This is a genomic window from Lactobacillus xylocopicola (assembly GCF_033096005.1).
Taxonomy (GTDB): Bacteria; Bacillota; Bacilli; order Lactobacillales; family Lactobacillaceae; genus Lactobacillus; species Lactobacillus xylocopicola.
Map to the genome: position 1 here is coordinate 1,441,726 of NZ_AP026803.1, position 24,722 is coordinate 1,466,447.

Sequence of the window (24,722 nt, forward strand, 5' to 3'; positions counted from 1 at the left end):
ATTTGCAGCAGCTCAGGTAAGATTATAATGCTAACTTTAAAATGTTAGGTATAATACTCTATCTGATGAAAAAACTGGTGCAGTTGATGTGCTAGATGATCTTCTACAAATTGGTTTGAACAGCGAAGAATTCAAAAAATATCTTAAATCGTAAAAGATAAATCTTTTGTGATTTGTGATAAAAGATTTATCTCTTATTACAAATCACTTTTTTTATTCAAGAGGTTAAGAATATATCTATTGCACTCAAAGAGCCCTATAATAGTGTTAGTACTAGTCAAGAAAGGAGAGACGCATGAACGTAAACAAGAAAATGCTTGCATTATTGACTGCTACCTTGTTAGGGATAAGCACCACAGCACTTGGCACGCAGCCAGTAAAAGCAGCCGACCATGTCATTACCAAGACCCTTATGCATAATTCAGTAGCCTATACCCTAAGTGGTAAGCGTACCAAGAACAAATACCGGGCCTTTTCAAGTGTCAGGGCCATTGACCGGCCAGTAATAATTAATAAACAGCCGTATTACTGGCTTGATACCAAGAAGCAGCGGCTGATCAAGGCTGCTAATATTGACGGAGTTAAGCGCAAGGTTAAACATAATTCCTATGTATATGCCACTGGTTCACGCAAGGCCGGCCTGGGGCTAGTTAAAAAAGGAAAAACCATCATTACATATGGCAGCAACCTACGTTTTAAAAACGGCAAGCGTTGCTTTAGAATCGGTGGCCCCTCAAAGCAATATATAAAGGCCAGCAATGTTGGGCCAATAATTGGTTCACCAACAGAAGAGACAACGGTAACAGTAACTAGAAAACGTGGATCTGTGATTTACGAGCATTCTGGGCAAGAAACCAAGAAGCACATCAAGGCAAGGGCTAGGTTTAAAGTGGATCGTTTAGAAACCGGCGAACCAGCAGAAACTATTATGGATGAAAGGGCACAATTTGGCCCCGACCCTGAAATTTACCGTATTAAAGGAACTAATCAGTGGTTATGGTCTAAAGACGTTAAAGCCAAGAAGAAGCTACCACTCCATAATTACGATAAAGAAAATTTCAGCTATATAAAGTTTTACCAGGATACAGATGTATATAATGCAGATGGCACGATGCAAGACCATAATGGACATAAAATTGTTAAACAGGCTGGTCATTTGAAAGTAGACCAGCTACTATACATTTGGGTACCAAGTGAGCAAAAAGCAGATCTTTTCTATCACCTAGTTGGTCATAAATTTTATGCCACAGGCAATATAGATAAAATAGATGTGGGCAATGGCTATGTTAAAGCAAAAGCTGTTAAGTTTGTCGATGGCGTCAAATTAAAGCCAATCAACACATTAGAAGAAGCTGAAGACCAAGCAAGAGCTGCGGCTAACAAGTAAAAAATAACATTAAGAAACCACACTGGTGGCTTCTTTTTTTAGCTTCTTTCAAACATACGTTTGCATTTAAATATAATAAGTGCTATATTCAATTCGGGGAACAAAAGTTCCTTATAGATTATTAATTTATAGGAGGTTTTATAAAATGAAAGAAACTACAAATGTTTCGATTGGAAGTCAATATAATTTAAATATTGGCCATGCGTCTGTGGCACAGAAAGGAAATGTTGGGAAGAAATATATTTACGCATTGCAACTGCGAAATCAACAAGCTGAAACTTTCGTTTTACGTGGTACCCCTGGAAGCAGTATTTCTAATCCAATATTACATTTAACAGGGACTGCTGCCGGTCATACTCAGACCTGGGAATATTCTGGCATTGCAAACAATTGGTTCATTGGGGTTAAGCCTAATAAAGATTTAAAGCCATGGGCTAAGCAAATTGCGCGCATCAATATTAAAACTATGGGCGTAGCCCATAGTTCTAATACGGCTTTCCCCCGAATTGCATATCTGAATCTTGCAGGCTATCCGGAAGATAGATGTACTGGAGCTCAGATGAAACGAGCCGAAGCAGCTGTTTCTCCAAAATATCATAATTTTTTGATTGCAACGGTTGAATATGATGGTACAGGTCATTTTGCGATTTATGATATGGGACTTATTAATGATGCTCTAACTGCTGCAGGAACTGGATTTATTAATCTTGGAGATTTCCAATGCGAAGAAAGTTTTACTATTCATAATTTGATTGGTGCTAGTGGCTTAATGAATTCAATCCAAGGTTATGATTTAGACGATTTGGGCAATATTTACATTACTAGCCAGAAAGCGCCTGTTTTTGACGAGAAAACAGGAAAATATACTGCTCATCATAAAGAAATTATCAAGATTCCATGGAATTTCCGTACAGATACTTCTAATTGGGGCAACGTAAACTTAAGTGCTTGGAAAGGTATTGATATTTCTGGCAAGCATTCAGAAGTTGAAGGAATACAGATTTTGGGCCCAGATCATGCTTATGTAACAGTTGCTTATCATGCAAAGTCAAAAATAAAGAAACCGACGAAAAAGGACAAAAACTATAAAAATAAAACTGTTTTAAATATGATATATGAGTTGTCATGGACTTTTTAACAAAAAAAGACAGTCCAAAGACTGTCTCCCCCTGATAAATATAATTATTACAGCAACATATATTTATCACATATTCATTATAGCAGCTTGTTTAGCCTAGCCTTAGTAAAATGTAGCTTTTAGTTGTATTGACTCAAAGTATCAAGAACTTAGACATTGAAGTTACCCCTCCAGATTGGAACAAAATCCATCTGGAGGGTTTACTGTGGTTAACTTTATTAACATTCAATCATATATAATTCAAAAAAATTCCAAGACTGTACCAATTTGATTTGGTACAGCCTTGTTTTTTTTTAGTGTTAGTCTTCTAGTGCTTATTTTTTATTATTACTGCACGTTAAGGAAGTGTATAACTCTCCTTCTATGTATGCTCATACCTTATGGTTGAAAGCGAAAACAAAAAGCTACAACTTACAAAGGTATCGACTACGATTCATTTGTAAGTTGTAGCTATCAAAATTATTTTTACTATTTAGGTAAGTCAGTAGAAGAAAATTCGCCCTTCCCTTACTGGTGCTTTTATCTTAATTATATAAAACAAGGAGGACAATTACAATGAAGTGGTTCCCTCTTTTAAATTAAGCTATTATTGTTGTTTAGGAACAATACAATGTTTGTTATAATTAGGTTTGAATTAATGGCAAATTGTTTTGAGGGCGGTTGGCTGTTTCACTTGAAAGGAGAGGGTGCCTATGGCACGAAATCTTTTAGGAAGGTGTGCAGTCGGTGAGTGTGTATCATGCGCTAGAATTAGCGCTGGCATTTGCCTCGTTTATTATTGTCTTGTTGACCTATATCGACAAGTACAGGTAAACAAAAAGACCGTCCCAGCAATAACTCTGACAGGTTATGGGATTGGTCTTTTTGATTAATCAGTAACTTAGTCAACCGCCTTTAAAGCGGCTGCTTGAAATTCAGAGAAGAGGTCTTGTTTTTGCACGGCTTCTTTTTCTCTGTAGTTATATTCTAGCATGATTAAACTGATTTTGCACAAGAACTTGATTAAGTTCTTGATCAAATTAATCGGGTTATCCCTAGTTTTTCTCTATACCGCTTAAATGTTATCCGATTGATTCCAGTTACCCTGCTAACGGCAATATCAGTCATGCCACTTTGGTAAAGTTTAAAGGCGGGTTGCAATTGCGGACTGTCCTTATTGAATTTGGGCTTGCGGCCATAAGGAAGACAGCTAAACTAAAGAATAGCTAAAGCTTGGCGATAATCCACACAATTTTAAACATAAAAGTTAAATTATTTATTGATATTACTTGATTTTGCGTAGAAAAAGACCAGACCAGTTTAACCTAGTACAATCTTATTCTTCATCAAGTGTTAGTTTTGACAGGAACAAAAAATTTCTTCTATTGCTTTATTTGAAAAAGACGTAGTATGAGCTTTATTAGCTGCTTTTTCAACTACTCTAGGAAAATTAAAGAAGTCACTTTAAAGTGACTTCTTTAAACTCTAGTGATAGATGGTCTATCAAATATTATTAGAATTTATATGTTCACGTGTCAATCTTGCAACCTCTGAAAGATCAAGTCCATAATCAGTTATTGAAATTTTATATTCAAAAGCATTTTTAATACCTGTTTCTTTTCGTTCATTACTAAAAACTTGCTGTGGGTTTCTTTTAGATATTCAATTCTGTGCGCAGAGCTTTTGTTAGAATAGCTGAGAAATTAACACCGTTCTTTCTTCCTAATTTATCTAAATACTGAGGAACAGTAACAGATTTACGAACAGTTTTAGGATTGTTACGACGAAATTCGTCCATGTCAATGGTAACAAGAGCCTTAAAATCACCGTCACCTGTTTTGATATTATCTAGAGGCGTAGCTTTAGGATATTCTGTTTGATCTTCTAGCATTAAACCGATGGCATCTGCTGCCATGATCAATGCTTCTGTTTGTGTATCTCCTTCAGTCAGAGCGCCTGGAATATCAGGAACAGTAACAGAATATCCTTTTTCTTCCTGGTGTAATAATACTGGGTATACTAGTAACTTTGTCATGTTCCTTCTCCTTTGACTTCTTTAGTTGAATAGTTAGTTAAAAAATAGCTAAAGGGCAACAAGAATGGCTATTTAAGCCCTGCTTGCTTTAAAATGCTTTGCTCCAAGCCTTTAGACATTACATTTGAATGCATGGGTACGACCGTAGTAGTATTGCTACTTGGATTGTATAACTTCACATGTGAGCCAGTTTGTGACTTTTTGATGAACCCGTTTTTTTCCAAAAGCTTAATCATGGCTCGGGGTGTCATAGGCATTTTATCGCTCTCCTTTCTAACTTATCTATATATTATTATACGCTTTAATACGTATAATATCAAAAAAGTAACAATTTTATATAATGTCGAAAAATAGAAATGGATAAAGCTGCTCTATGAAGAGTGGCTTTTATATTGCCCATTATTTAGTTTCTAACGACTTTTGTTTGACCGTTGCTGTAGTTAAATACAAACCCTGGCTGAACATTGAATAGGTAAACATTAAAGTTATGTTTGCCGTCAGTGGAGACAGCTTGTAGATTAATGTCGCGAGCCATTAATTTTTGGCCACGAAAAATAGGGGTTGCTTGATAAATTACGCGGCGTCCTTGATATAGAGCTGTACGAACTTCACTTTCATAAATGGTTTGGATCTTTTGATTAGAAAAAGCCGTTTGAGTAAATAGATTTTTCGGATTATTTTGGTCGCTCGACTTATTTCTTGGATTGTAAATTCCGTCTTGATCAATGCCCGCCAAATTACTTTTCAAATTGTAGAATTTTTTAGTTTAAATTAAAGAGCACTTTTCCCGGACGCTTGGTCTTTAGTATCATGCTTCATCAATTGTAAACTACATGGCGCACAATTTAAGGCTGATAATACCTAGCCTACGTGTCCACCAAAGATTGTCGCTAATCCTATGCCTAATCCCTTATCTGCAGGGAATTTTGGATCAAGTAATAATTTATAAATCTTTCTTCCACTTTCTGATAACTCTTGTCGAATAGCAAGCGGAGTTAGTTCCATCTTGAGAGAATTAACTATAGCAGGAAAATATGCTCTTTTTTCTAAGCGTTTTTTTGTATTAAGAAATAGCTTCTTTTCTGCTGCTGTAATAGGGCTTTGCAGACAAGAATCAATTTCCGTTAGCAAAATCTGCTCTGGTCTTTCTTGTTTCATCGTAAACACCTTTATTTATCACTGTCAACCACATAAAGTCAGGCCTTAGCAAATAGTCAACTAAACAATATGCTACTTTTTATTATACTCGTGAAAAATGTGGAGAATGATTTTTTTGAAAAATGTCCATGCAAAAGCAACTGTGAAAGCATAGATAATAACTACTAAAATATCGGGTGTTTTTGCGAAATATTTTATATTATGGAAGAAAGCAAGTATTTGATTTCTGAAAATCATAAATATCAGTGCAACTACTATCGCAAAAATCGAATTATGGAGATTATAACTTATTCTCTGCTTTCTCGACATACTTAGATAATTTTTTCTATTTTTTGCTAAATATCTTTTGATCGAGGTCATTTTTCTCATCACTCTTCTAATTCTAACAGTAATACAAGTCCTTATCGACAACCGCCTTTAGACCTCATTTAATCCAAATTCCTCTACTTGCATTCATTTATTTTATTTCCTCTAAAACATTACCGGGATAGCGCCCAACTAAAAGCACTGGTGTTTCTGCCATCGTCCCCCACTTAATGTAATCCTTTAATTGCCTGATTGAAGTCAATGCAATTTTTTTGTTTTGTCCAGTCAAACCAGCAGCTATCGCTTCGGCCTGCGTTAGCAGACCGTCTGTGGGCTTACCCAAATCCTTAGCATTCATTACGGTTAACTCAACATTAATCAGCAATTCAAGCTTTTCATTCAGTAAATTTTTATTGTAAAAACCATTTACATAAGTGGTAGAACCCTTATATTTGCCATTTTTTGATACTAGATCAGCAAATACACCGTTATGAACTGATTTGATCCTTTTCACTTTAAAAAGTGTAAAGTTGTTGACAATTTTATTTAGTGTTTTTTTGCTATAGGAATTGCCATTAGCTTTGATCAACGCTCCCTTGTCAGCGTTAGGCAACATAAAGACATAACCAGCTTTAGCTAATTTTCTAGTCCAAGCTTTATCTGTATCATACCGAACTGCTTTTGGCGTTTTAGCATCTGCTGCAATAACATTGTTTGTGGGAAATGACACTGCCACTGAAACAGCAAGCAGCAGCGCAGTTAACAGGACTTTTGCAACTTTTTTCATAATAATATCTCCTAAAAAAATAAATGACGACCTTAGAAAAATGTTATGCAAGCGCGCTTTTTGCATTTATTTTTCATTTACATAACATTTATATTACAAAAGTTTTACAAATATTACAAGGTAAAGTTTTATTTATTTAAGAAATATCAGTGGCCTTTGATTTTTTCATTAATGATAAATATCTAGCATGGCAAAAATCAGGGTAGCCGGGTTGAATGGCATAGTCGGCCTCCCCTTGTTAGCGGCAAGCAAAAAGGCTAACCGCAAGGATTAGCCTTCATTAATGCTGGAAAAACTGGCGAGCATCAATCGCCCGCTCTTCTTTCTTTATTATAGAGCAGTCGCAGGCAAAAAGCGAGCCTCGCTCTTACTAAGAAGTTTTTTATTTTTTGCTGGCAATTGCCTTAATTGCGTTACGGCCAGAGAAGATACAGTAACCGGCATGTGTGCCCGGTACGTTGACGCCATAGGTATCACCGTAGAGAACAGCTGAACCATCTCCGCCAATCGCGTAGATACCTTCGATTGGTCGACCCTGAGCATCAAGAACCTCATTGTTCGTGTTGACCCGCAGGCCGTCGCCAGTTGTGTAAGCACCAACGCCCAGTTCGATGGCATAGAAAGGACCGTCACCATCAACGGGTAGCATGTACTTTGCCGGTTTGTGAAAGTCTGTGTCCTCACCCTGTGCCGCCATCTCGTTGTAATGTTTAACATAGTCAACTAAGTTAGGCGTGGCAATTTCTTTTGCCAGGTCTGTTAAGTTATCAGCCTTGTGCAGGTATTCGTGACCTTCTGCTTCAGCCTTAGCAAGATCAGCGCGCAGGCTGGGATAACGATCTTCCGGAACGAATGGCTTCATTGACCGCGGGAAAGACTTGTCGGTAAAGTCATCCAGAATTTTTTGGCTAAAAATACAGAAGACCCGATCTTGCCGGTTCATGGCATTACCTTCGTTAGCCCAGTTGACCACGCAGGCACTTTCATCGACAAAACGCTCGCCCAGTTCATTAACCCACATTTGCGGCTGATCACAAACGGAGCTCCAGATTGCAGTTCCCCATAACTTAAATGACGGGATCTTTTTACTCTTGAGCTGTCCACCAAACATCATGGCCATCCCCGTGAAGTACTTTTTAGCACCCAAGTTCCAGGCTAGACGCAGACCGTCACCAGTGTTTTTGCCCGAATTGACCGGAATAATATTGTACGGATTTTGGTGCGGCGTACTCTCCAGCAGCTCCTGGTCGTTCAAGTAACCACCAGTAGCTAGAACAACGTTTTGGGCAATAATCACTTGTATACTTTTATCTTCAACATTAGTTAAAGTCACTTCATACGTGTGGTCAGCCCTTTGCTTCAACCCGGTTACTCGCGTTAAAGTAAGAACTTCCAGCCCCTTGCCTTTAGCATAAGGCTCTAAGCCATTATGGATTGCATCATGACCCTTCCCCTTGAACAAGTGCCAGGTTTGCGCACCATCACCCAGACCGGCGACGGTAATAAAGTCTACTCCTCGCTCTTTTAGCCAGGAAACATTTTTCCCAGCCTGGTCAATATACTGCTGCCACATCTTGCCATCGGCCTTATAGTGGGAATAAGTTAGTTCTTCTTCCAGCAGTTCCTGCTTGTCCATGACCACATTTTGCTGCTTCTGCATTTCGGAATCAGCAGCAAACACACCTTCAACATAATTACCCGTTCCCCCCGTAGTCCGGCCTTTTTCAATCAATAGGGTCTTTAAGTTGTCATCAGCTGCTTCAGCGGCGGCGGCAAAGCCAGCAAGGCCGGCACCGACGATTACTACATCATATTGTTCCATGGTTATTCTCCTTTGAACAAAAAGCATGCACAAACTAAGTCTCCTTTAATTCATCCATGCTCTTAGTTAACTACTTATCCACTTTTGCCATTTCAGCAGCATCGATTCCAGCTAAGCGACCAGAAATATAAGCAAAGCCTAAAGTGCCACCTTCAAAATCGACGTATGCCTTGCCGTACATGCCCGAGGCATCGGCACCAGCTACGTAAAGGTTAGGGACCGGTTCACCCGCAGGATTTAATGCGTGCATCTTTTCGTCAATTGTTGCACCACCAAGCGTTCCCAAGTTACGTGCAATAAACTTAACGGCATAGAATGGCCCTTCTTCAACTGGTACCATGCGTTTGGTGTCAGAGAAGAACAAGTCATCTTCACCCTTCTGCTTGGCTTCGTTGTATTGATCAACGGACTTTTGCAAGTTGTCCTTATCTACGCCCATCTGCTCAGCCAGCTCTTCAATCGTCTTGCCGATGAAAACCACATTAGTTGACTCAAGCTTAGTTAAGAGGCTGGAGAAGTCCATCTTCTCATGTTCGCGCTTAATTGCATCATCAGTATCGGTCGGGAAGTTGAATTCCATGTAGAATTGGTTGTGGTCCTTCCACTTGCCATAGTGATCTTCAATCGCTGCCGTACCACCGGTCTTAATCTTATTCAGCGCAGCTTGATCCCAAATAACGAATTCAGTTTGTTGCGGTTGTTCAGATAATTCAGCACCGTGAACAGCAAAGTCCAAAACGTGACTTTCACTGGCATAGCGTTGGCCGCGGTTGTTAACCCGTAAGTTCGGGAAGTTGGCCAGGCCGGTCAAAGCCATCCAATTAGGACCAATTAGCTTAACTAAATCAGCAACGTCCTGGTCGCTAAAGGTTTGCCAGAAGTAGTGGGTCGAACCATTAATATGGTGGGCAGTCCCCGCATTCCAAGCCATGTTCAAACCATCACCAGTATTTTGCAGAACCTGCCCTTGGGTGCTGACATCGCCCAGGTACTGTTTGCGCATTTCTGGGTTCCCACCAAAGCCACCGGTAGTAATGATGACCTTCTTGGCGTTAACTTGCAGTTCCTGGTCATCGCCTTGGGCCACCAAGCCAACAACCTTACCTTCACTGTTAGTCAGCAGTTTTTTACCAGCAAAACCAAAGTACATTTGCCCGCCAACTGACTTAAACTGCTCAATCAGCTTAGTAATTGCCTTGGTACCACCTTCTTGGTAGCCATGAAGGGTAGCCGGCATCCCAATATGGTCAAAACTACCACCAGTACCGGCATCAACTAGCTTCATGATTGCCCCATTTTCGTTGAGCCAGTCAACTGTCTTACCAGATTCATCAATAATCCGGCGTACCAAGAGCGAATTCATGTAACCTTGGGAAGCATCCATGTATTCTTCATACAGCCACCGCTTAGAAACCACCTTGTCTTGGTCTTTTTGTTGTTGACTGTCAGCAGCAAACATTCCACCGGCAAAAGTGCCAGCACCAAGTGGTGAAATGGTTTTTTCAAGTAGCGCAACACTGGCACCGTGTTGCCGAGCGGCCAAAGCTGCTGCTGCACCGGCTGCACCAGCACCAACAACAGCGACGTCAACGTCGATTGTTTTTTTAGCTGTAGAACTGGTTTGAGCGCTATTTTCCTTTAGGGCATTGAGGTCAACGTCGGCCTTACCCAAGGCTTCTTTGACGCCCTCAATGATGCCGCGGGAGGTTTCAGATGCACCAGATACTACATCAACATCAACCGATTGATGGTCAAGAATTTTTTGGGCCATCTTCTTAAAGGCACTGTCATTTAAGCTGTCTGGTGCATACTTATCCAACGGTTTAATACCAGTAATTTGATCAGCACCAACTTCAACCTCGAGGTTAATTCGTTCTTCTTTACCCTGGCCTGAACCACTGTACTTGCCTGGTTTATTAGTGATTTTTCGGGTCATAATTTAATTCCTTTCAAACAGTAAAACAATTATTTAGCGTGACGACGTGCTTCGTTAGCATCCGGTAAGATAGCCATGAAGATAGTAGTCAATATCATGACTATGCCTTGAATTATGAAAGTTAGCATGTAATTCCGCTTAGCAATTAAAGAAATAACAACTGGAATGCAGTATGAGAAAAGTAATGATACTGTCCCAATTAAACCACCAGCTGAGCCAGCATATTTAGGTCCAATTTCGGGGAAACTAATCGGCAGGGCCTGCATTAATGGTCCTGACATTGCTCCAAATAAACCACCAAGAACCAAACTAGTAGTTAACGGTACTCCTAATGGGATAAACCAAGAAAATGACATTAATAGTCCCGCTAAAGCAGTTACTGTAATCATTACAGGCTTAGCTTTTTTAGCTTTATCAACGACTGCTGGACCAAAGAGAGAACCACATAAACTACCAATGGTAGCAATAGCTGCTACATTATTGCCTTCAATTGATGACAGGCCCCTTGCAGCAAAAGCTGCTGGCATAATACTAGAAAATGCCTCACTAGCACCCATCGCTACACCAACACCAATTGCTACAATCCAAGTATTCTTACTTTTAACTGCAACTTTGAAAAAGCGAAGATAAGATCCTGAATTTTCAATACCTAGTTCTTGTTTTGGCACTTCTTCACCTTTAGGCATATCTTTTACAAAAAGCATCCAGCATACTGCAAAAACAAGTAATAAAATTGAAGAAAACGTATATGCTGCTTGCACGCTAGAAAATCTAGGACTGGTAATACGTGACAAAATAATTCCTACACTAGCTGAAGCTAAAAAGATTCCCATAGCCACATTGGTATCTTGTTTAAACCATGCTCCAAAAATTTTCAAAGTATTAGCATTTAACAATGCCATATAAACGCCGAAGAGCAACAGCATAATCATCATAGTAATAAAATTATTGGCAACTAAACGACCAAAAGCACCTATTATAGAGATAATCAATCCTATTGTAACGATTTTTTTGGCACCGAATTTATCGGCAAGTGTACCAGCTGGAATACTTAAGAAAACAGCAATTAGCATTGGAGCCATTACTAAACTTTGAAGTTGCGCAGGGGAAATATGTAAGACTGGCATAATTTCGGTTGCTAGTGCCGAAATTTGAAACTGAATATAATTACTGATCGCATCGAGCAATGCCACAATTGCCAAGATAACCCATCTATAATTAGAAAGCTTGGGCATTTGTCTTTCTTCCATAATATTAAAACTCCTTTATTAAATCTGATTAATTTTCAGCAGCAGCTTGACCGGCTAAGCGACCAAAAGTCTGAGCGTGACTGCAAGTCAAACCTGGGACCCGGTCTGGATAACTACCCCAGAAGAAACCACCACTGGCATTACCGGCCGCATATAGGTGCGGAATCGGCTTACCCATCTTGTCGATAACCTCCATTTGAGGGTTGATTCGCAGACCATCAAGTGTAGCTAAGAGCCGGCCACCCATGAGGACGCCATAGTAAGGACCATGTTCTACCGGAAATAGTCTGAACTTTTCCTTGCCAAAATCAGTATCTTCGCCCTGCTGGCACAATTCGTTATAGCGGGCAATCGTCTTAACCAGGTTATCCTGCGGTAGATTCAGCTTTTCAGCTAATTCTTCAATGGTGTCGGCCTTCTGTACCATACCATCGTCAATCCGGCGCTGGATCTCTTCCTTATTCCCCTCAGTATCGTAAATTCCAGGGAACCCGAGGCGAGCACACCCCTGGGTATCAAACTGTGCCAGATGATCCATCGTCTCTGCCGACCAAATCTGTGCTTCCAGGTAACCCGGCTGCTTGGACATCGCATTAATGTCGAATTGGTAAGGAACACTTTCATTACCAAAGCGCTCACCGTTGAGGTTGACCTTAAGTAGCGGATAAGCACCTAGCCAGAAGTAACCTGGCCCCTTGAAGTCAATCACATAATGCTCTTCAGCATTAGTGCCGACCGGAACCGCGCCGCGATCAAAAATGATCTCGGCTGGTTCTTCATCGCGGGCAGCGCCCACCTTGAGACCGGCCAAGATTCCTGATCCATCGTCGCGGGGACTGTCTGAATAGACATTCTTCTTGTAGCCGAGCGGATCCCACTTCTTCATCAATTCAGTGTTGGCCCCATAACCACCAGTACAGATAATGACTCCCTTAGTCGCCTGGTACTCAGTCTTTTCGCCGCTGGCCCGGTCGCTGGTGATAACACCTGTGACTGTACCGCTGTTATCAGTTACAAGCTCTTCTAGCTTGGTGTTGTACTTAAGCGTCACGCCCAGCTCCTTAACCTTGTCGAGTATCCACTCACCGTAATGCGCCCAGCCACCTTCAGGCGTTGCAATTGCTAATTCCGTGTTAAAGGCAGTGTTGACAATTGTTTCATAATGAGCATCTTCCTGCGGTCTAAGGATACCGCCGTTAGGCTTTAAAATATTGTCTTCAAGCCAGTTAGCTGTTTCATCAGCATGGTTAGCCCAAGTCCAGAGCAAGCGTTCATCTACATTATCTTGATAGAACAGCGTTAAGAAGTTGATTAACTTTGACTTGTCAACCTTAATTCCTGCTCTTCTTTGCGCATTACTGTCTAATGCCGCAAAGAATGACCGAAACAGGTACTGCGAACTGTCTGACTTATCAATCAGTAAGACCTTAGCACCCTTTTCGGCAGCCGCACAAGCAGCCATCGCACCAGAGTTACTAGCACCAGCAATAATCACGTCATAAATATTTTCCATTTCCATCCCTCACTTTTTTTGAAGCAAATCTTTTAATCGCTTTCATAATACTATTGATCAAGTGAAAGGCTGCACCAATTTTAGAATTGAGGATTACCAAATGGAATGCTCGCCGTTGTGCAAAAAAGTGCTCACTAAAAAATGCTTGTAATATCAACCTTTTCGTGATGATTACAAGCATCTTTAAAGCAAGCTAAGTTTGTGCATTACTTATTATTATTTTCGTTAGTGTATTCTGCAATTGCCTTTTTCATGGTAGTAACTACTTCTTCTATCACAGATTCATTGGTAAAGGATTCCATATAAGCAATTCCATATGGCGAAATATCCTTGTAGTCAATTGGAACGTAAGAAATACCGGTGGTTTGATAATCAGCAATAAAGTTAGGTAGGATACCGTAGCCCCAGCCGCCCTTAACGTAAATTCCCATTGACAGGTAATCCTGCACAAATTTGATATGATCCATGCCCATATTATTAATCAAGAGATGTTGATACTTCATCTGCACATTGAGTGAACTATTAGGATCAAGTAAAAAAATGTCTATCTGCTCTAAATCTTTTAAAGAAATTTGATTTTTTTGAGCTAATGGCGAATCATCTGGGCAAGCCAAGACAAATTTACCTTGAATTAACGGTCTAAACTTTACATCCTCAACCACATTAACATCATCTTGGGCAATGGCACACAAGTCTACATGATGATTGAGCAGTTCACCCAGCGAATTATTGAGTACAAAGACAAATTGCACATTTAAGTTGCTACCATTTGCGCGCAACTTACGCAAAAACAGGGGCAATAACTTTTGTTCTAACGGTGTATCAGTGACCCCTATGCGCAGAAGCGTTTCTGGATCATTACGCTTGCTTTGCAAATACGAAACTGTATAGTCCATATCATCAACAACATTGCGCGCCACGCGGTAGAAATACTTACCTGCATTAGTCAGCGAAATCCGGTGATGGGCCCGGTTAAGGAGGGGTACACCGATAGTATTTTCCAAATCTTTAATATTTTTTGAAACGGCTGATTGCGAAAAATTCAAGCGTTCGGCCGCAATCGTAAAGCTTGAATTGTCCACCGCCTTGATGAAACAACGTAATTGAGTAAAATTCATTTTTTCTTCCAATCAACTTAAAACTAACCTGAATTGTATACCAGGTAACGCTGCTTTACCATAAAAACCACTAGATTAACCTATGAATATACATAAAAAAAGATTATTGTTTGAAATAACCCTTTTTGCACTATTCTACTACTAGTTAATCTTACTCAGGGCATCATTAACCGCATCCTTTAAGCCGCGACTGGTACTGGAAGCTCCAGAAACAGCGTCAACATCAACCTTATTCTGCTTAACCATTTCAGCGGGCAGAGTTTTTACGGCTTTTAGACCATAGTCGGCTGACTCATCCTGCTTTAGCACCTCAATATTAGTAAGCCGCTTCTGTTCACCAACAGTGACCCGGACAACAAGCTCATCACCCATACCGGTCGTCGACCGGCCAATGTACTGATTCTTGGCAGTTGGATAGTCTTCTTGCTTAAGATCTGAATCCAGGTACCTTGCCTGAGCAGACCCTCCACTAACAGCATCAACAGTGATGTCATCCTTGAGGCGAGCAGCTTCTACACCAGCAATTTTGCCCCAAATCAGACATTCAGCCAGGTTACCCCCGCCTTGGTATTGGTTAGCACAGAGACCACCCAATTCACCCGCCGAATACAGGTGCGGAATCGGCTCGCCCTTAGTATTTAGAACTTCTGCACGGGTGTTGCGTTTAGGACCACCCTGGGTATTGAGCATGGTCTGTTCCATTTGAACCGCGTAGACTGGCTTGCCAGCTAGTGCCTTCATCGTTGCCGGTGCCCGGTGGAACTCTGTATCATCTTGCGCTTCGGCTGCTTGGTTGAAGCGCTTCAACGTAGCTGCAAGTGTTTGCGCTTCAACCCCAATCTTGTCCGCCAACTCTTCGATCGAGTCAGCCTTCAGCACGTGTTCCGTGTATGGCTTGTAATCGCCAATAATATCATCGGCATCCAGTTCTCGTTTCTTATTTTCATCAAAAATTAAATATGGATGTTCCTGATTTAGCGGCACCTTCCACAAACCGTGGTTTTTAATATGGCCATGGCGGTTTTCTTCAGCTTCATTAAAGTACCTGGTGCCATCGTCACCAATCACAAAGGAGCTACCTTGTGCAACAACGTCATTTTGTTCGCCAAGCATTAAGCGCCCGCGCTCGCCGGCGGGCACGGCAAAGGCCATGCCGTGCAGGAGACCTAGGCTCTCGTAGTTAGCCATATGCCACAGGTCGGCACCGGCTGCTTGAGCCATCGTAATCCCCATCCCTTGGTTGTACAACGTACCCAGTGGTGCCACCCGTTTAGCCCCTAAGAAATCTTCAATCATGCGCTGGTTATTCTCAAAGCCGCCAGTTGCCAGCACGACACCATTCTTAGCCTGGACTTTAAGCTGCTTACCCGTACGGTCAATAACCACCCCTTCAATCCTACCTGTTTCCGGATTCTGAATTAGCTCTTGTGCCGGGGTATTGTATAAGACCGTGATTTTAGCTTTACGCTTGAGGACTTGCGTTTTCAGATTTTGCCATAAAGAGGCATCAAATAAGTTCTCCACAACAGTTGTATAGTCGTAAGAATGGACTCCTGGGAACTCTGGATACTCTTCATACGAATTCTTCAGAAACGGGGCAAATTGGCGGGCGCGGCAAGGCTTAACCTCAAGATACTTTTCAACGTACTCTGGCATGTCAACCATGCCCTGAACAAAGGTATCTATCATCTCTTCGTCAAGTTCCATTGGCGCAGTCAATTTTTCATAATATTTTTTCGTTTCGGCAAAGTCCTTACCCGTCCCGATTAACTGAGCAGAGTAGCGGGTATTGCCTCCCTCATGACCTTCTGGGGCCGAATCGACCAATAACACTTTAGCACCGGCATCAGCAGCAAATCTTGCCGCAGTTGCACCAGCTCCCCCAAAGCCCAACACAACTACATCGTAATTAGCATCCCAAGCAATATTTTTTTGATCAGTCATCACTTTGTCTCCTTTTGTAATCGGTTGCATCAGCATATATGTTAAGTTTATCACATATTGACTTAGAAAACTATCCTAACTAAAAAATCGTCCACTATTTATAGTGCAAACGATTCTTAACTGTTTAGGTATTTTTTGAGTTGACGGCCAGTGAGTCCAGCACTCAAGCCGACCAGTAACTTAATCCGCGCCTTGGGACCAGTTAAACCGCGGCAGTAGATAATACCCATCTGTGCCAGGTTAACTCCCCCGCCCTCATAATCATAGACCGGTTCCGCAATACCGTTGAAACAGCGTGAAACTAGAACAAGGGGGATGCCATGGTCAATTAGGGACTGTAAAGCACCTAGCGTTTGCGGCGGCATGTTACCGGCCCCCAGTGCCTCGATCACAATTCCTTTAGTCTGAGGACGGTCCAATGCTTGTAATAGTTCAGGACCCATGCCTGCGTATGCCTTAACTAAAAAGACACCTGGTAACACTCGGTCAATCGGCAAATGCTCCTGCGGATTGATGGTTTGCACATAATTAACGTGCCCGTCAGAGACAATCCCAATCGGCCCAAAAGTAGGTGTACGAAAGGTAGCGACATTGGTCGTATGAGTCTTGGTCACATAACGAGCCGAGTGAATCTCGTCGTTCATCACCACCACTACGCCCTTACCAAGCGAATCTGGCGCACTTGCAACCGCAACTGCTTGGCGAAAATTATAGATTCCATCGCTGCCAACTTCATTAGAGGAGCGCATCGCGCCCGTCACTACCACGGGCAGCTGACTGGAAATGGTAAGGTCCAAAAAAATGGCCGTTTCTTCCAGCGTATCTGTGCCGTGTGTGACCACTGCACCATCAAACCCTGCTGCCTCAGCCCGCCTGATCCTGAGCGACAAGTCCAACATCCGCTCTGGTGTCATATGGGGCGAGGGCAAGTTGAAGATTTCTTCTGTCACTAGTTCAACTTTACCGCTAGCTGCTAATGAGACAGTTGCAAGCGGGTTCTGGGCATTGGGCCTGATTTTACCCGTTTCATCCTCTGACATCGAAATAGTCCCACCGGTATGCAAGATTAAAATTTTTTTAGTCACAATTTTCAACTCCTAGAAGCAAGATTACTAACCCAATTTTAGCACTTAAGTTAGGCCTAATAAAAAATTCTGCTATCCCCAAGTTATTGTTATTATTCTAAGTCCGCCAGTTTATTAGCCAGCTCGTAAGAGCTTTTTCTTGCTAAAAAGTTGATTCATTTGTAAAATGACCAATGGTCATTATTGAAAATAACGGAGGCTTATATGCATACATTAACACCTACGGCAAGAAAAGCTAAAAAACAGTTGATTGCTACCGCAGCGGGTAGGCTATTTCACGAACACGATTTTTATGAGCTTTCAATGGCTCAGATTGCACATGCAGCTGGCGTAGCCAAGGGAACATTATTTAACTACTTTAAAACCAAAGAGAATATTTTTATGTACTTGCTCTTGGCAGGTTACCAAGACTTCTTGCAGGCTGCTTTAAACAGCTGGCAGTCACAACCGGAATTATCCACCTGGGAAGACCTGGTTGAGTTTTTATTACAACAAAATCACTTGTTAATTCACAAGCAAGCCGACTTAGTACGCCTTAATGCCCTCCGTGCGCCAATTTTAGAAGCTGCAGCTGACCGGGAAGAAACGCTAGCCGAGCGCCAAAAACTCTACCAGATTAACCAGACACTGGGACAGGCAATTGCTGACCGTATTCCTCGCCTTTCAGTCAAGCAGGCGAGCCATCTATTTGTAATTCAGAGTGCCATCATCAGTGGTCTAATCAACATGATGAAGTTAGATGAGTTTCACCATGACCACTTGCCAGTAAATTTCACAGGCTTTCAAATTGACTTAGAAGCCGAAGCCAAGCAAATACTAAAGTTCTACTTACAAGGTTTACAAAAGGAAATAGAGGTAGATAAATAATATGAAGCGCGAGAATATCCGGAACTTTGCTATTATTGCACATATTGATCACGGTAAGTCCACCCTAGCTGACCGCATCATGGAGCAGACTAAAACCGTCAGTGAACGCGAGCTTAGTGCCCAACTACTAGACAGTATGGCAGTCGAGCAAACACATGGTGTTACCGTCAAAGCTCGCTCGGTACGAAATTTTTATCATGGTGCTGATGGCCAAGAATATGAATATAACCTGATTGATACACCTGGGCACGTTGATTTTTCTGATGAAGTGGCCAAAAGCTTGGCTGCCAGTGATGGCGCCATCTTATTGGTAGATGCAACCCAGGGCGTTCAGGCTCAGACAATTGCCAATCTGCGGCTCGCTATCAAATACAACTTGAAGATTATTCCGGTAATTAACAAAATTGATAATGTTGCAGCAGACATTGCAGCAACAGAAAAACAGCTTCGCAAGCTGCGACCTGAATTTGCAAGTAGACCTATCTTAAAGATTTCTGCCAAAACCGGACAAAATGTCCACCAAGTCCTTGAAGCCATCTACCAAGAAATTCCTGCCCCAACGGGCGAACCGACTGCTGCTCTTAAAGCTCTAGTCTTTGATTCCCAATACGACCCATATCAGGGAATTATCGCGGACATTCGCGTCTTTGATGGTCACTTGCAGACTAAGCAAAAGTTACAACTAATGGGCCATGATAGCTCATTTACGGCCCAGTCTATCGGGATTTTCAACCCAGATATGAAAGCAGTCCCAACACTAACAACCGGTGAAGTTGGCTATCTGGTAACTGGCCTCAAAGACGTTCAGGCCCTGCAGGTCGGTGAAACCATAACTACTACCGCGCATCCTGCAACTACCGCAATTCCCAACTTTAAGCCCGCACAATCAATGGTCTATGCGGGACTTTTTCCAAAGGGGGAGACGAGTTATGAGGAACTTAAGCAGGCAATCAGCAAGCTTGCTCTCAATGATACTTCGTTTCACTATAAACCGGAACAGTCTGAAGCACTTGACGCTGGCTTTCGTTGCGGCTTTTTGGGCATTTTCCACTTGCAAATTATCAAAGAAAGGCTGCGTACCGAATATCATGTTGAAGTCTTAACAACCGCACCCAACGCTACATACCAGGTCTACCTTAAAAATCAGCAACCACAGGGTGAATACTTAACCATTACCAACCCGGTGGAGTTTCCCGACTTCGCTATAATCGATCACGTGTGCGAGTCCTTCGTCAAAGCCATTATTACCACTCCCAACACCTATCTCAGTGCAGTCATGAAACTTTGTGAGGAACATTATGGCGAATTACTCGACATTGATAATCAGCAAGACTTGGTTACTCTTACCTACAAATTACCTGTTTCTGAAATTGCCTACAACTTCTTTAACAGTCTAAAGTCACTCACACACGGTTACGCGACTCTCGACACCGAATTCCTCGACTATGAGCCCGTTGATATTGTCAAAATCCAGACGCAAATCAACTATGCGCCGGTCGATGCCTTAGATATCCTAGTACCGCGTCAACAAGCAGACCAAATTGCACATAAGTTAGTGGAAAAGTTAAAATATGCCATCCCGCGCCGGTTATATCCTATGCCCGTTCAAGCAATTATTGAAAATAAGGTTATTGCCCGAGTTGATGTTCCTCCATTGCGTAAAAACGCTGCAGTTAACGGTGAACAGCGTAGTATTTCGAAAAAGCAACAATTGTTGCGCCGTCAGAGCCTCAATAAGCGCCAGGCCGCCCGCAGTGACATCAAACTACCCCAGAGCGTCTTTGATGCGGTTTTAAATTTAGACTCACCTGCATAAAATATAGCTTATCCTGCTGAAGTCGTGTTTTTAATTAAGCGAACGTTTAATACCAAAAAATCTCCCAAGATGCACTACTTGAGAGATTTTTAGTTAACAGCTTAATTTTAAAACTTAGTCGTCCAGCTTTTCCTTGTTAGTAACCTTTAATTGGTCATCAAAGGTGTAGACAACTGGTTCACCGGTCTTCATTTCTACGTCCATGATATCAGCATCGGAAATGTTCTCAATGTACTTGGTCAGGGCACGCAGTGAGTTACCGTGAGCGGCAATAATGACGTTCTTACCAGCCAATAAGTCAGGCGCAATGTGATCTTCCCAGAATGGCATTACCCGTTCCAGACACACTTTGAGGTTTTCAGTCCGTGGAATGATGTTCGGGTCAAGGTCAGCGTAACGGCGGTCATGCACTTGACTAAATTCTGAATCATCCTCAAGCTTCGGTGGCAGCACATCATATGACCGGCGCCAGATGTGAACCTGGTCGTCGCCGTACTTGTCAGCTGTGTCCTGCTTGTTCAAACCTTGCAACCCACCATAGTGACGTTCATTCAGCCGCCATGACTTAGTCTCTGGCACCCAAAGTTGGTCACTTTCTGCTAAAGCATAGTGCAGGGTCTTAATCGCCCGGGTTAACACCGAGGTATAAGCTTGGTCAAACTCCAAACCATGCTCCTTAATCAGCTTACCTGCGTTCTTGGCTTCCTTAACCCCCTGGTCTGATAGGTTAACATCAACCCAGCCCGTAAACTTGTTTTCAAGGTTCCATTCACTTTGTCCGTGACGGATCAAAACTAATTTCGACATGAAATATCTCCTTTGCAAATTAAAAACTTCACTTACCATTTTACACATTTAGCCCTTGTTTTCACAGAGTTTCGAACTAAAAATCATTTTTTTAATTCAAGTTTTACGATACAATAGACATAATATAATTAGTAGAAAAGAGATTTTACCCACCATGAAACCGAAAAAAATATTACTTGGCTTGGGACTTGTAACTGCGTTGTTGGTCAGTGGCTGTTCTAATCAGCAAAAAAAGACTGAACCGGTCTTAACCAAAACAGCAGTAATCAAGCGGTCCCAAAAGAGCTTCAAGAGTGGTCAAGTCAAGCAAGTCGTTGACTTAAACACGGACACATCCAGCCAGTCAGTTGCCTCAATCTTCACCTTTGGCGGCGAACCGACAATTGTTCACCTTAACTATGAAACTAAGAACAAGAACAAGTCTCAACGCGCTGAAGAATGGGTTAGCAATACCGGTACAACTTATATTAACGGTCAGAGTACTTGGTATAAGGCCGACCTAGGCAAGATGACCGGACATTCCTACGCTGATGTGCTTGACGCGATTTTTAATAATGAAATGTTGATGGCTCCGCCGAAAGACCTCGTCAAGGCATATCAGATGAAACGCAAGGGCAACACCTACACCTTAACCGCAACTCTCAAAGACAAAAAGATTATGCAGGAAGCGGTCAAGCCGATCTTTTTGACTAATACACAGAGCCCGAAGCAAACTAAGATTTACCAACGCCTGGGTAAAGAAGGCAAGTTCAAGAACATGCAGGTCAAGTTGGTAGTCAAGAACGGTCACCTGCTTAGCTTTAAGTACTTCGTCAACATGCGGATTGGCAAGTTAATGACGCTAAGAACCGGACAAGTCTACAGCAATATGCGGAGTCGTGACTTCTTAAAAATCCCTGACAATGTCTTGAATGCCAAGCCTTTACCAAAGGATAAGCAAGATAAAAAGTAAATTCCAAGCCTCTTACTAGCGCAGTGCAGTAACGGGCTTTTTTATTAGTGAAATTATCGCAGACCCAGCAGTAAAACTTAAATTATGCACCCTAATTGCCCAGATATTCCCAATCGTTTATGATTGAGTAGACAAGGATATTTATAAATGGAGGTTTAATGATGAAGTTAGGAATTATCGGCAGTGGCATGATTGTCCACGACTTTTTGACGACCGCAGACCAGGTTAAGAACTTAGAATTAACCGCAATTTCAACGACGCAACGCAGTCAGCCGGTTGCCCGCGACCTGGCTCAGCAATACGGCATCAAAGAAGTTTATGCTGACAACGAGCAGCTACTACACAATCCTGAGGTCGATACGGTCTACGTTGCCGTACCCAACTTCTTGCACTATGACGTGGTCAAGCAGGCAATTGCTGCCGGCAAGAACGTCATCTGTGAGAAGCCTTACGTGGAATCTGTAGCAGAAGCTCAAGAGTTGAAACAACTGGCTGACGACCGCGGCGTGATTATTGTTGAGGCTATCACCAACATTCACTTAGAAAATTATCGGGCAATCAAACACATGCTTGCCAAGATTGCTCCGATTCACATCATCTCGCTCAACTACACCCAGTATTCTAGCCGTTATGATGATTTCTTAGCCGGAAAGATCGCTCCCGTCTTTGACCCTGCAAAGGACGGCGGCACTCTAAAGGATCTGAATATCTACAATATCCACCTGACGGTTGGACTCTTCGGTAAGCCGGAAGCCGTCCACTATTACCCAGTGATGCAGCAGGGAATTGACACCTCCGGTATCTTAACTATGACATATCCAGATAAGCAAGCGGTCTTAATTGCTGCCAAGGACTGCTACACTACACCCCGTTCTTTTATTGAAGGCGAACAAGGCTCAATCTCGTTTGACGGGTCAACCGGAGTTATCAAGGACTTCACGGTCGAACCACGAAATGGCGATATTGACAAGTTCCGCTTCAACCAGTACCAAAACCGCATGACCAGCGAGTTTATTGACTTTGTTAATATTATTGACGAGCACGATACTAAGACTGCAGACGACCTATATGAACACAGCGTCAATGTCATTGACGTCTTGGCGCAAGCCGAGGCCTCAGCAGCAAATAAGTAATTGCTAAATTCAGCCTAAGGGATTATACTTGATAAAAATTACAGCAAAGGTGGGTGCAGCAATGATTATGAGGGATATTTTTTATATCTTAGACAGGGTAATAATCTCTTACGGGATTATTGGGCTACTTTACAGTGTGAAGAAGTATTACAACAATAACCGCTATCCGTTGGCACAAAGCAAACTTTCTAAGGCAATGAAGCTCTGCTTTACTGCCTTATTGCTTATTCCCTGGATCTTTCCGTTAGCTACAATACTGTTCCCATTAACTTCAGTTCCACCCACTTATCTTCACCGGGCTGTGACGGCTTCAGCACTATTCCCATTAGCAGCGCTAGTCACGGATGCTGTCTTGTATGCCTTTACTTGGTTACAGCAAAAAAATTACTTAAATAAAAAAGTAAATTAAACCACAATAAAAGGCCGTATTCCCATAGTAGTGGGATACGACCTTTTACTTATATGATAGCTAAAAAAGTCCACAGAACAAAAATTCTGTGAACTTTCTTTGTTACTTTAAAAGTTGGCTGCCTTGACAAATTCGGTAGCGCTAATTGGGTAGTAGACCTGACCTGCAATGGTAATCCGTCCCCCATATGTGCGAACGGTATCGCCTCGCAGTAACTTCGAGTTGTTGGCACGAGCGCCAACAGTGTTGTAAACATAAGCATTATGCTTCAAGACCCGGTTCTTGCCAATAATGTTGCTGGCCACAACATATTGGTTATCACCAATCTTCAGGAACTGCTTGTTGTTAATGGTAACAGTCTGCTGCACCGTTACCTTTGTACCGGCAGTCTGTAGCTTGGAGCTGGTTTGCTTGCCTTGCGCATCGTAAATATAAGCATCATGCATCAGGGTTTGCTCGCCAGTTACAACTTCACTGGTTGCCGGCTTGCTAGTATCATTTGCGCTGCTAGCGCTACTTGCTGCACCATCGTTATCCGTTTCGCCGCCTTGCAAGTTATAGTAATACTTGAGCAGGTCAAAGAAGTCATCCATTGAGTAGCCCCACTTCGCAAAGTAGTCATCGGGATCGGTATGATTGGTACCGCCAAGAAATTGTGAAACCGCATGGTGGGACCAGATTGTCCCCTTACCAGTATTGGAAGCATTAGTTGGCACGATATCATAGCGGTGTAATAACTTGGCTGCATAGATAGCATCATTGTTTACGCTCTTAGCAAACTTATTCCGCGTATTCTCCTGGCAAAGTTCAATCTGAATGAAACGATTGTTGGCCAATGCACCTGCGCCCCAGACCCCGTAATTAGGCGTCATCATTTGAATGACTTGCTTGTGGTCAACGAAGGCATGAACGTAGGAGTACATGTTCTTCCACTCACGGTTGAAGTAGATAGCTTCGTTGTACGCTGAAGCCCCCGGTGTTGCCGTTTCATGGATAACAATCCCTTCGGGTTGACCCTTACGGTACTTAATCGCGGTCTTCTTGGTGTAGAACTTATTATACCGAATGTTCTGCGTCTGCAACATCTTGTGCAGGTAGGTAACACCGACATAACTATTCTGCTTAGCAACCGCGTTAATTGAAGCAGCTTGAACCGCTTGACTCTGACCAAGCTGCAAAACAGGTGTAACTAAACCTACTCCGATAGCAATAGTAGTTATTAGTTTCTTTATTTTCATTTAAAAATTCATTCCTTATTTCTTACTTAATGCATCCTGCGT

Annotated in this window: 22 protein-coding genes and 2 pseudogenes; 8 read left to right on the forward strand and 16 right to left on the reverse strand. The window is 42.1% G+C overall.

Translation table 11 applies throughout. From position 1 onward, the window contains the following. Nucleotides 1-295 precede the first annotated feature (295 nt). The 3 genes from R8389_RS06985 (at nucleotide 296) to R8389_RS07890 (ending at nucleotide 3,338) form a co-directional block, all read left to right on the forward strand. Nucleotides 296-1,387, forward strand: coding sequence for an SLAP domain-containing protein (locus R8389_RS06985; RefSeq protein WP_317637309.1), 1,092 nt, complete (start codon nucleotides 296-298; stop codon nucleotides 1,385-1,387). Nucleotides 1,388-1,532: 145 nt separating this feature from the next. Next, the gene (locus tag R8389_RS06990; protein WP_317637310.1) at nucleotides 1,533-2,525 is read left to right on the forward strand and encodes a helveticin J family class III bacteriocin; all 993 of its coding nucleotides are present in this window, start codon (nucleotides 1,533-1,535) and stop codon (nucleotides 2,523-2,525) included. A 732-nt stretch (nucleotides 2,526-3,257) separates the two neighbouring features. Continuing rightward, on the forward strand, nucleotides 3,258-3,338 hold the full coding sequence (locus R8389_RS07890) for a hypothetical protein (protein ID WP_425604673.1): 81 nt from the start codon (nucleotides 3,258-3,260) through the stop codon (nucleotides 3,336-3,338). A gap of 67 nt (nucleotides 3,339-3,405) precedes the next feature. On the opposite strand, the gene R8389_RS06995 is transcribed toward R8389_RS07890, so the two are convergent. The 14 genes and pseudogenes from R8389_RS06995 to R8389_RS07060 all read right to left on the reverse strand — a co-directional run bounded on the left by R8389_RS06995 (nucleotide 3,406) and on the right by R8389_RS07060 (nucleotide 17,413). After that, nucleotides 3,406-3,543, reverse strand: a complete 138-nt coding sequence (locus tag R8389_RS06995) for a hypothetical protein (RefSeq protein WP_317637311.1) — start codon at nucleotides 3,541-3,543, stop codon at nucleotides 3,406-3,408. Next, a pseudogene (locus R8389_RS07000) lies at nucleotides 3,540-3,704 on the reverse strand (helix-turn-helix domain-containing protein); the annotation flags it as partial. The gene R8389_RS06995 and the pseudogene R8389_RS07000, both read right to left, overlap by 4 nt. A 454-nt stretch (nucleotides 3,705-4,158) precedes the next feature. Next, nucleotides 4,159-4,539, reverse strand: coding sequence for a type II toxin-antitoxin system HicB family antitoxin (locus R8389_RS07005; RefSeq protein WP_317637312.1), 381 nt, complete (start codon nucleotides 4,537-4,539; stop codon nucleotides 4,159-4,161). 68 nt (nucleotides 4,540-4,607) lie between these two features. Continuing rightward, a complete protein-coding gene (locus R8389_RS07010; RefSeq protein ID WP_317637313.1) occupies nucleotides 4,608-4,796 on the reverse strand; it encodes a type II toxin-antitoxin system HicA family toxin in 189 nt (62 codons plus the stop codon). A 146-nt stretch (nucleotides 4,797-4,942) separates the two neighbouring features. Continuing rightward, nucleotides 4,943-5,272 (reverse strand): annotated as a pseudogene (locus tag R8389_RS07015) (DNA/RNA non-specific endonuclease); the annotation flags it as partial. Between the two features lie 128 nt (nucleotides 5,273-5,400). After that, nucleotides 5,401-5,697: a bacteriocin immunity family protein gene (locus R8389_RS07020; protein ID WP_317637314.1), complete on the reverse strand. Its 297-nt coding sequence runs from the start codon at nucleotides 5,695-5,697 to the stop codon at nucleotides 5,401-5,403. A 457-nt stretch (nucleotides 5,698-6,154) separates the two neighbouring features. After that, nucleotides 6,155-6,790 (reverse strand): hypothetical protein, encoded by a 636-nt coding sequence (locus R8389_RS07025; protein WP_317637315.1) that lies wholly within the window; start codon nucleotides 6,788-6,790, stop codon nucleotides 6,155-6,157. A gap of 382 nt (nucleotides 6,791-7,172) precedes the next feature. Next, nucleotides 7,173-8,612, reverse strand: coding sequence for a vinyl phenol reductase (gene vprA / locus R8389_RS07030; RefSeq protein WP_317637316.1), 1,440 nt, complete (start codon nucleotides 8,610-8,612; stop codon nucleotides 7,173-7,175). A gap of 70 nt (nucleotides 8,613-8,682) precedes the next feature. Next, nucleotides 8,683-10,548 (reverse strand): FAD-dependent oxidoreductase, encoded by a 1,866-nt coding sequence (locus R8389_RS07035; RefSeq protein ID WP_317637317.1) that lies wholly within the window; start codon nucleotides 10,546-10,548, stop codon nucleotides 8,683-8,685. Between the two features lie 29 nt (nucleotides 10,549-10,577). Further along, nucleotides 10,578-11,798: an MFS transporter gene (locus R8389_RS07040; RefSeq protein ID WP_317637318.1), complete on the reverse strand. Its 1,221-nt coding sequence runs from the start codon at nucleotides 11,796-11,798 to the stop codon at nucleotides 10,578-10,580. A gap of 28 nt (nucleotides 11,799-11,826) precedes the next feature. Further along, complete coding sequence (locus R8389_RS07045) at nucleotides 11,827-13,311, reverse strand: FAD-dependent oxidoreductase (RefSeq protein WP_317637319.1); 1,485 nt, start codon at nucleotides 13,309-13,311, stop codon at nucleotides 11,827-11,829. A gap of 206 nt (nucleotides 13,312-13,517) precedes the next feature. Continuing rightward, entirely contained in the window at nucleotides 13,518-14,429 is a 912-nt protein-coding gene (locus tag R8389_RS07050; RefSeq protein ID WP_317637320.1) for a LysR family transcriptional regulator, read from the reverse strand. 141 nt (nucleotides 14,430-14,570) lie between these two features. Further along, nucleotides 14,571-16,373, reverse strand: a complete 1,803-nt coding sequence (locus R8389_RS07055; protein ID WP_317637321.1) for an FAD-binding protein — start codon at nucleotides 16,371-16,373, stop codon at nucleotides 14,571-14,573. Nucleotides 16,374-16,489: 116 nt separating this feature from the next. After that, complete coding sequence (locus R8389_RS07060) at nucleotides 16,490-17,413, reverse strand: asparaginase (protein WP_317638266.1); 924 nt, start codon at nucleotides 17,411-17,413, stop codon at nucleotides 16,490-16,492. A gap of 249 nt (nucleotides 17,414-17,662) precedes the next feature. On the opposite strand from R8389_RS07060, the gene R8389_RS07065 reads away from it, so the two are divergent. After that, on the forward strand, nucleotides 17,663-18,325 hold the full coding sequence (locus R8389_RS07065) for a TetR/AcrR family transcriptional regulator (protein WP_317637322.1): 663 nt from the start codon (nucleotides 17,663-17,665) through the stop codon (nucleotides 18,323-18,325). A 1-nt stretch (nucleotide 18,326) separates the two neighbouring features. Further along, entirely contained in the window at nucleotides 18,327-20,141 is a 1,815-nt protein-coding gene (gene lepA, locus R8389_RS07070) for a translation elongation factor 4 (protein WP_317637323.1), read from the forward strand. Nucleotides 20,142-20,255: 114 nt separating this feature from the next. On the opposite strand, the gene R8389_RS07075 is transcribed toward lepA, so the two are convergent. Then, nucleotides 20,256-20,948 carry a 2,3-diphosphoglycerate-dependent phosphoglycerate mutase gene (locus R8389_RS07075; RefSeq protein WP_317637324.1) on the reverse strand — a complete coding sequence of 231 codons (693 nt, stop codon included), beginning with the start codon at nucleotides 20,946-20,948 and terminating at the stop codon, nucleotides 20,256-20,258. 154 nt (nucleotides 20,949-21,102) lie between these two features. Between R8389_RS07075 and R8389_RS07080 the strand changes: the two genes are divergently transcribed. From R8389_RS07080 to R8389_RS07090, 3 genes are all read left to right on the forward strand, one after another. Beyond that, a complete protein-coding gene (locus tag R8389_RS07080) occupies nucleotides 21,103-21,900 on the forward strand; it encodes a DUF6612 family protein (RefSeq protein WP_317637325.1) in 798 nt (265 codons plus the stop codon). Between the two features lie 161 nt (nucleotides 21,901-22,061). Then, a complete protein-coding gene (locus R8389_RS07085) occupies nucleotides 22,062-23,033 on the forward strand; it encodes a Gfo/Idh/MocA family protein (RefSeq protein ID WP_317638267.1) in 972 nt (323 codons plus the stop codon). 28 nt (nucleotides 23,034-23,061) lie between these two features. Then, the gene (locus tag R8389_RS07090; RefSeq protein ID WP_317637326.1) at nucleotides 23,062-23,442 is read left to right on the forward strand and encodes a hypothetical protein; all 381 of its coding nucleotides are present in this window, start codon (nucleotides 23,062-23,064) and stop codon (nucleotides 23,440-23,442) included. A 107-nt stretch (nucleotides 23,443-23,549) separates the two neighbouring features. On the opposite strand, the gene R8389_RS07095 is transcribed toward R8389_RS07090, so the two are convergent. Then, complete coding sequence (locus tag R8389_RS07095; RefSeq protein WP_317637327.1) at nucleotides 23,550-24,680, reverse strand: SLAP domain-containing protein; 1,131 nt, start codon at nucleotides 24,678-24,680, stop codon at nucleotides 23,550-23,552. Nucleotides 24,681-24,722: the final 42 nt, after the last annotated feature.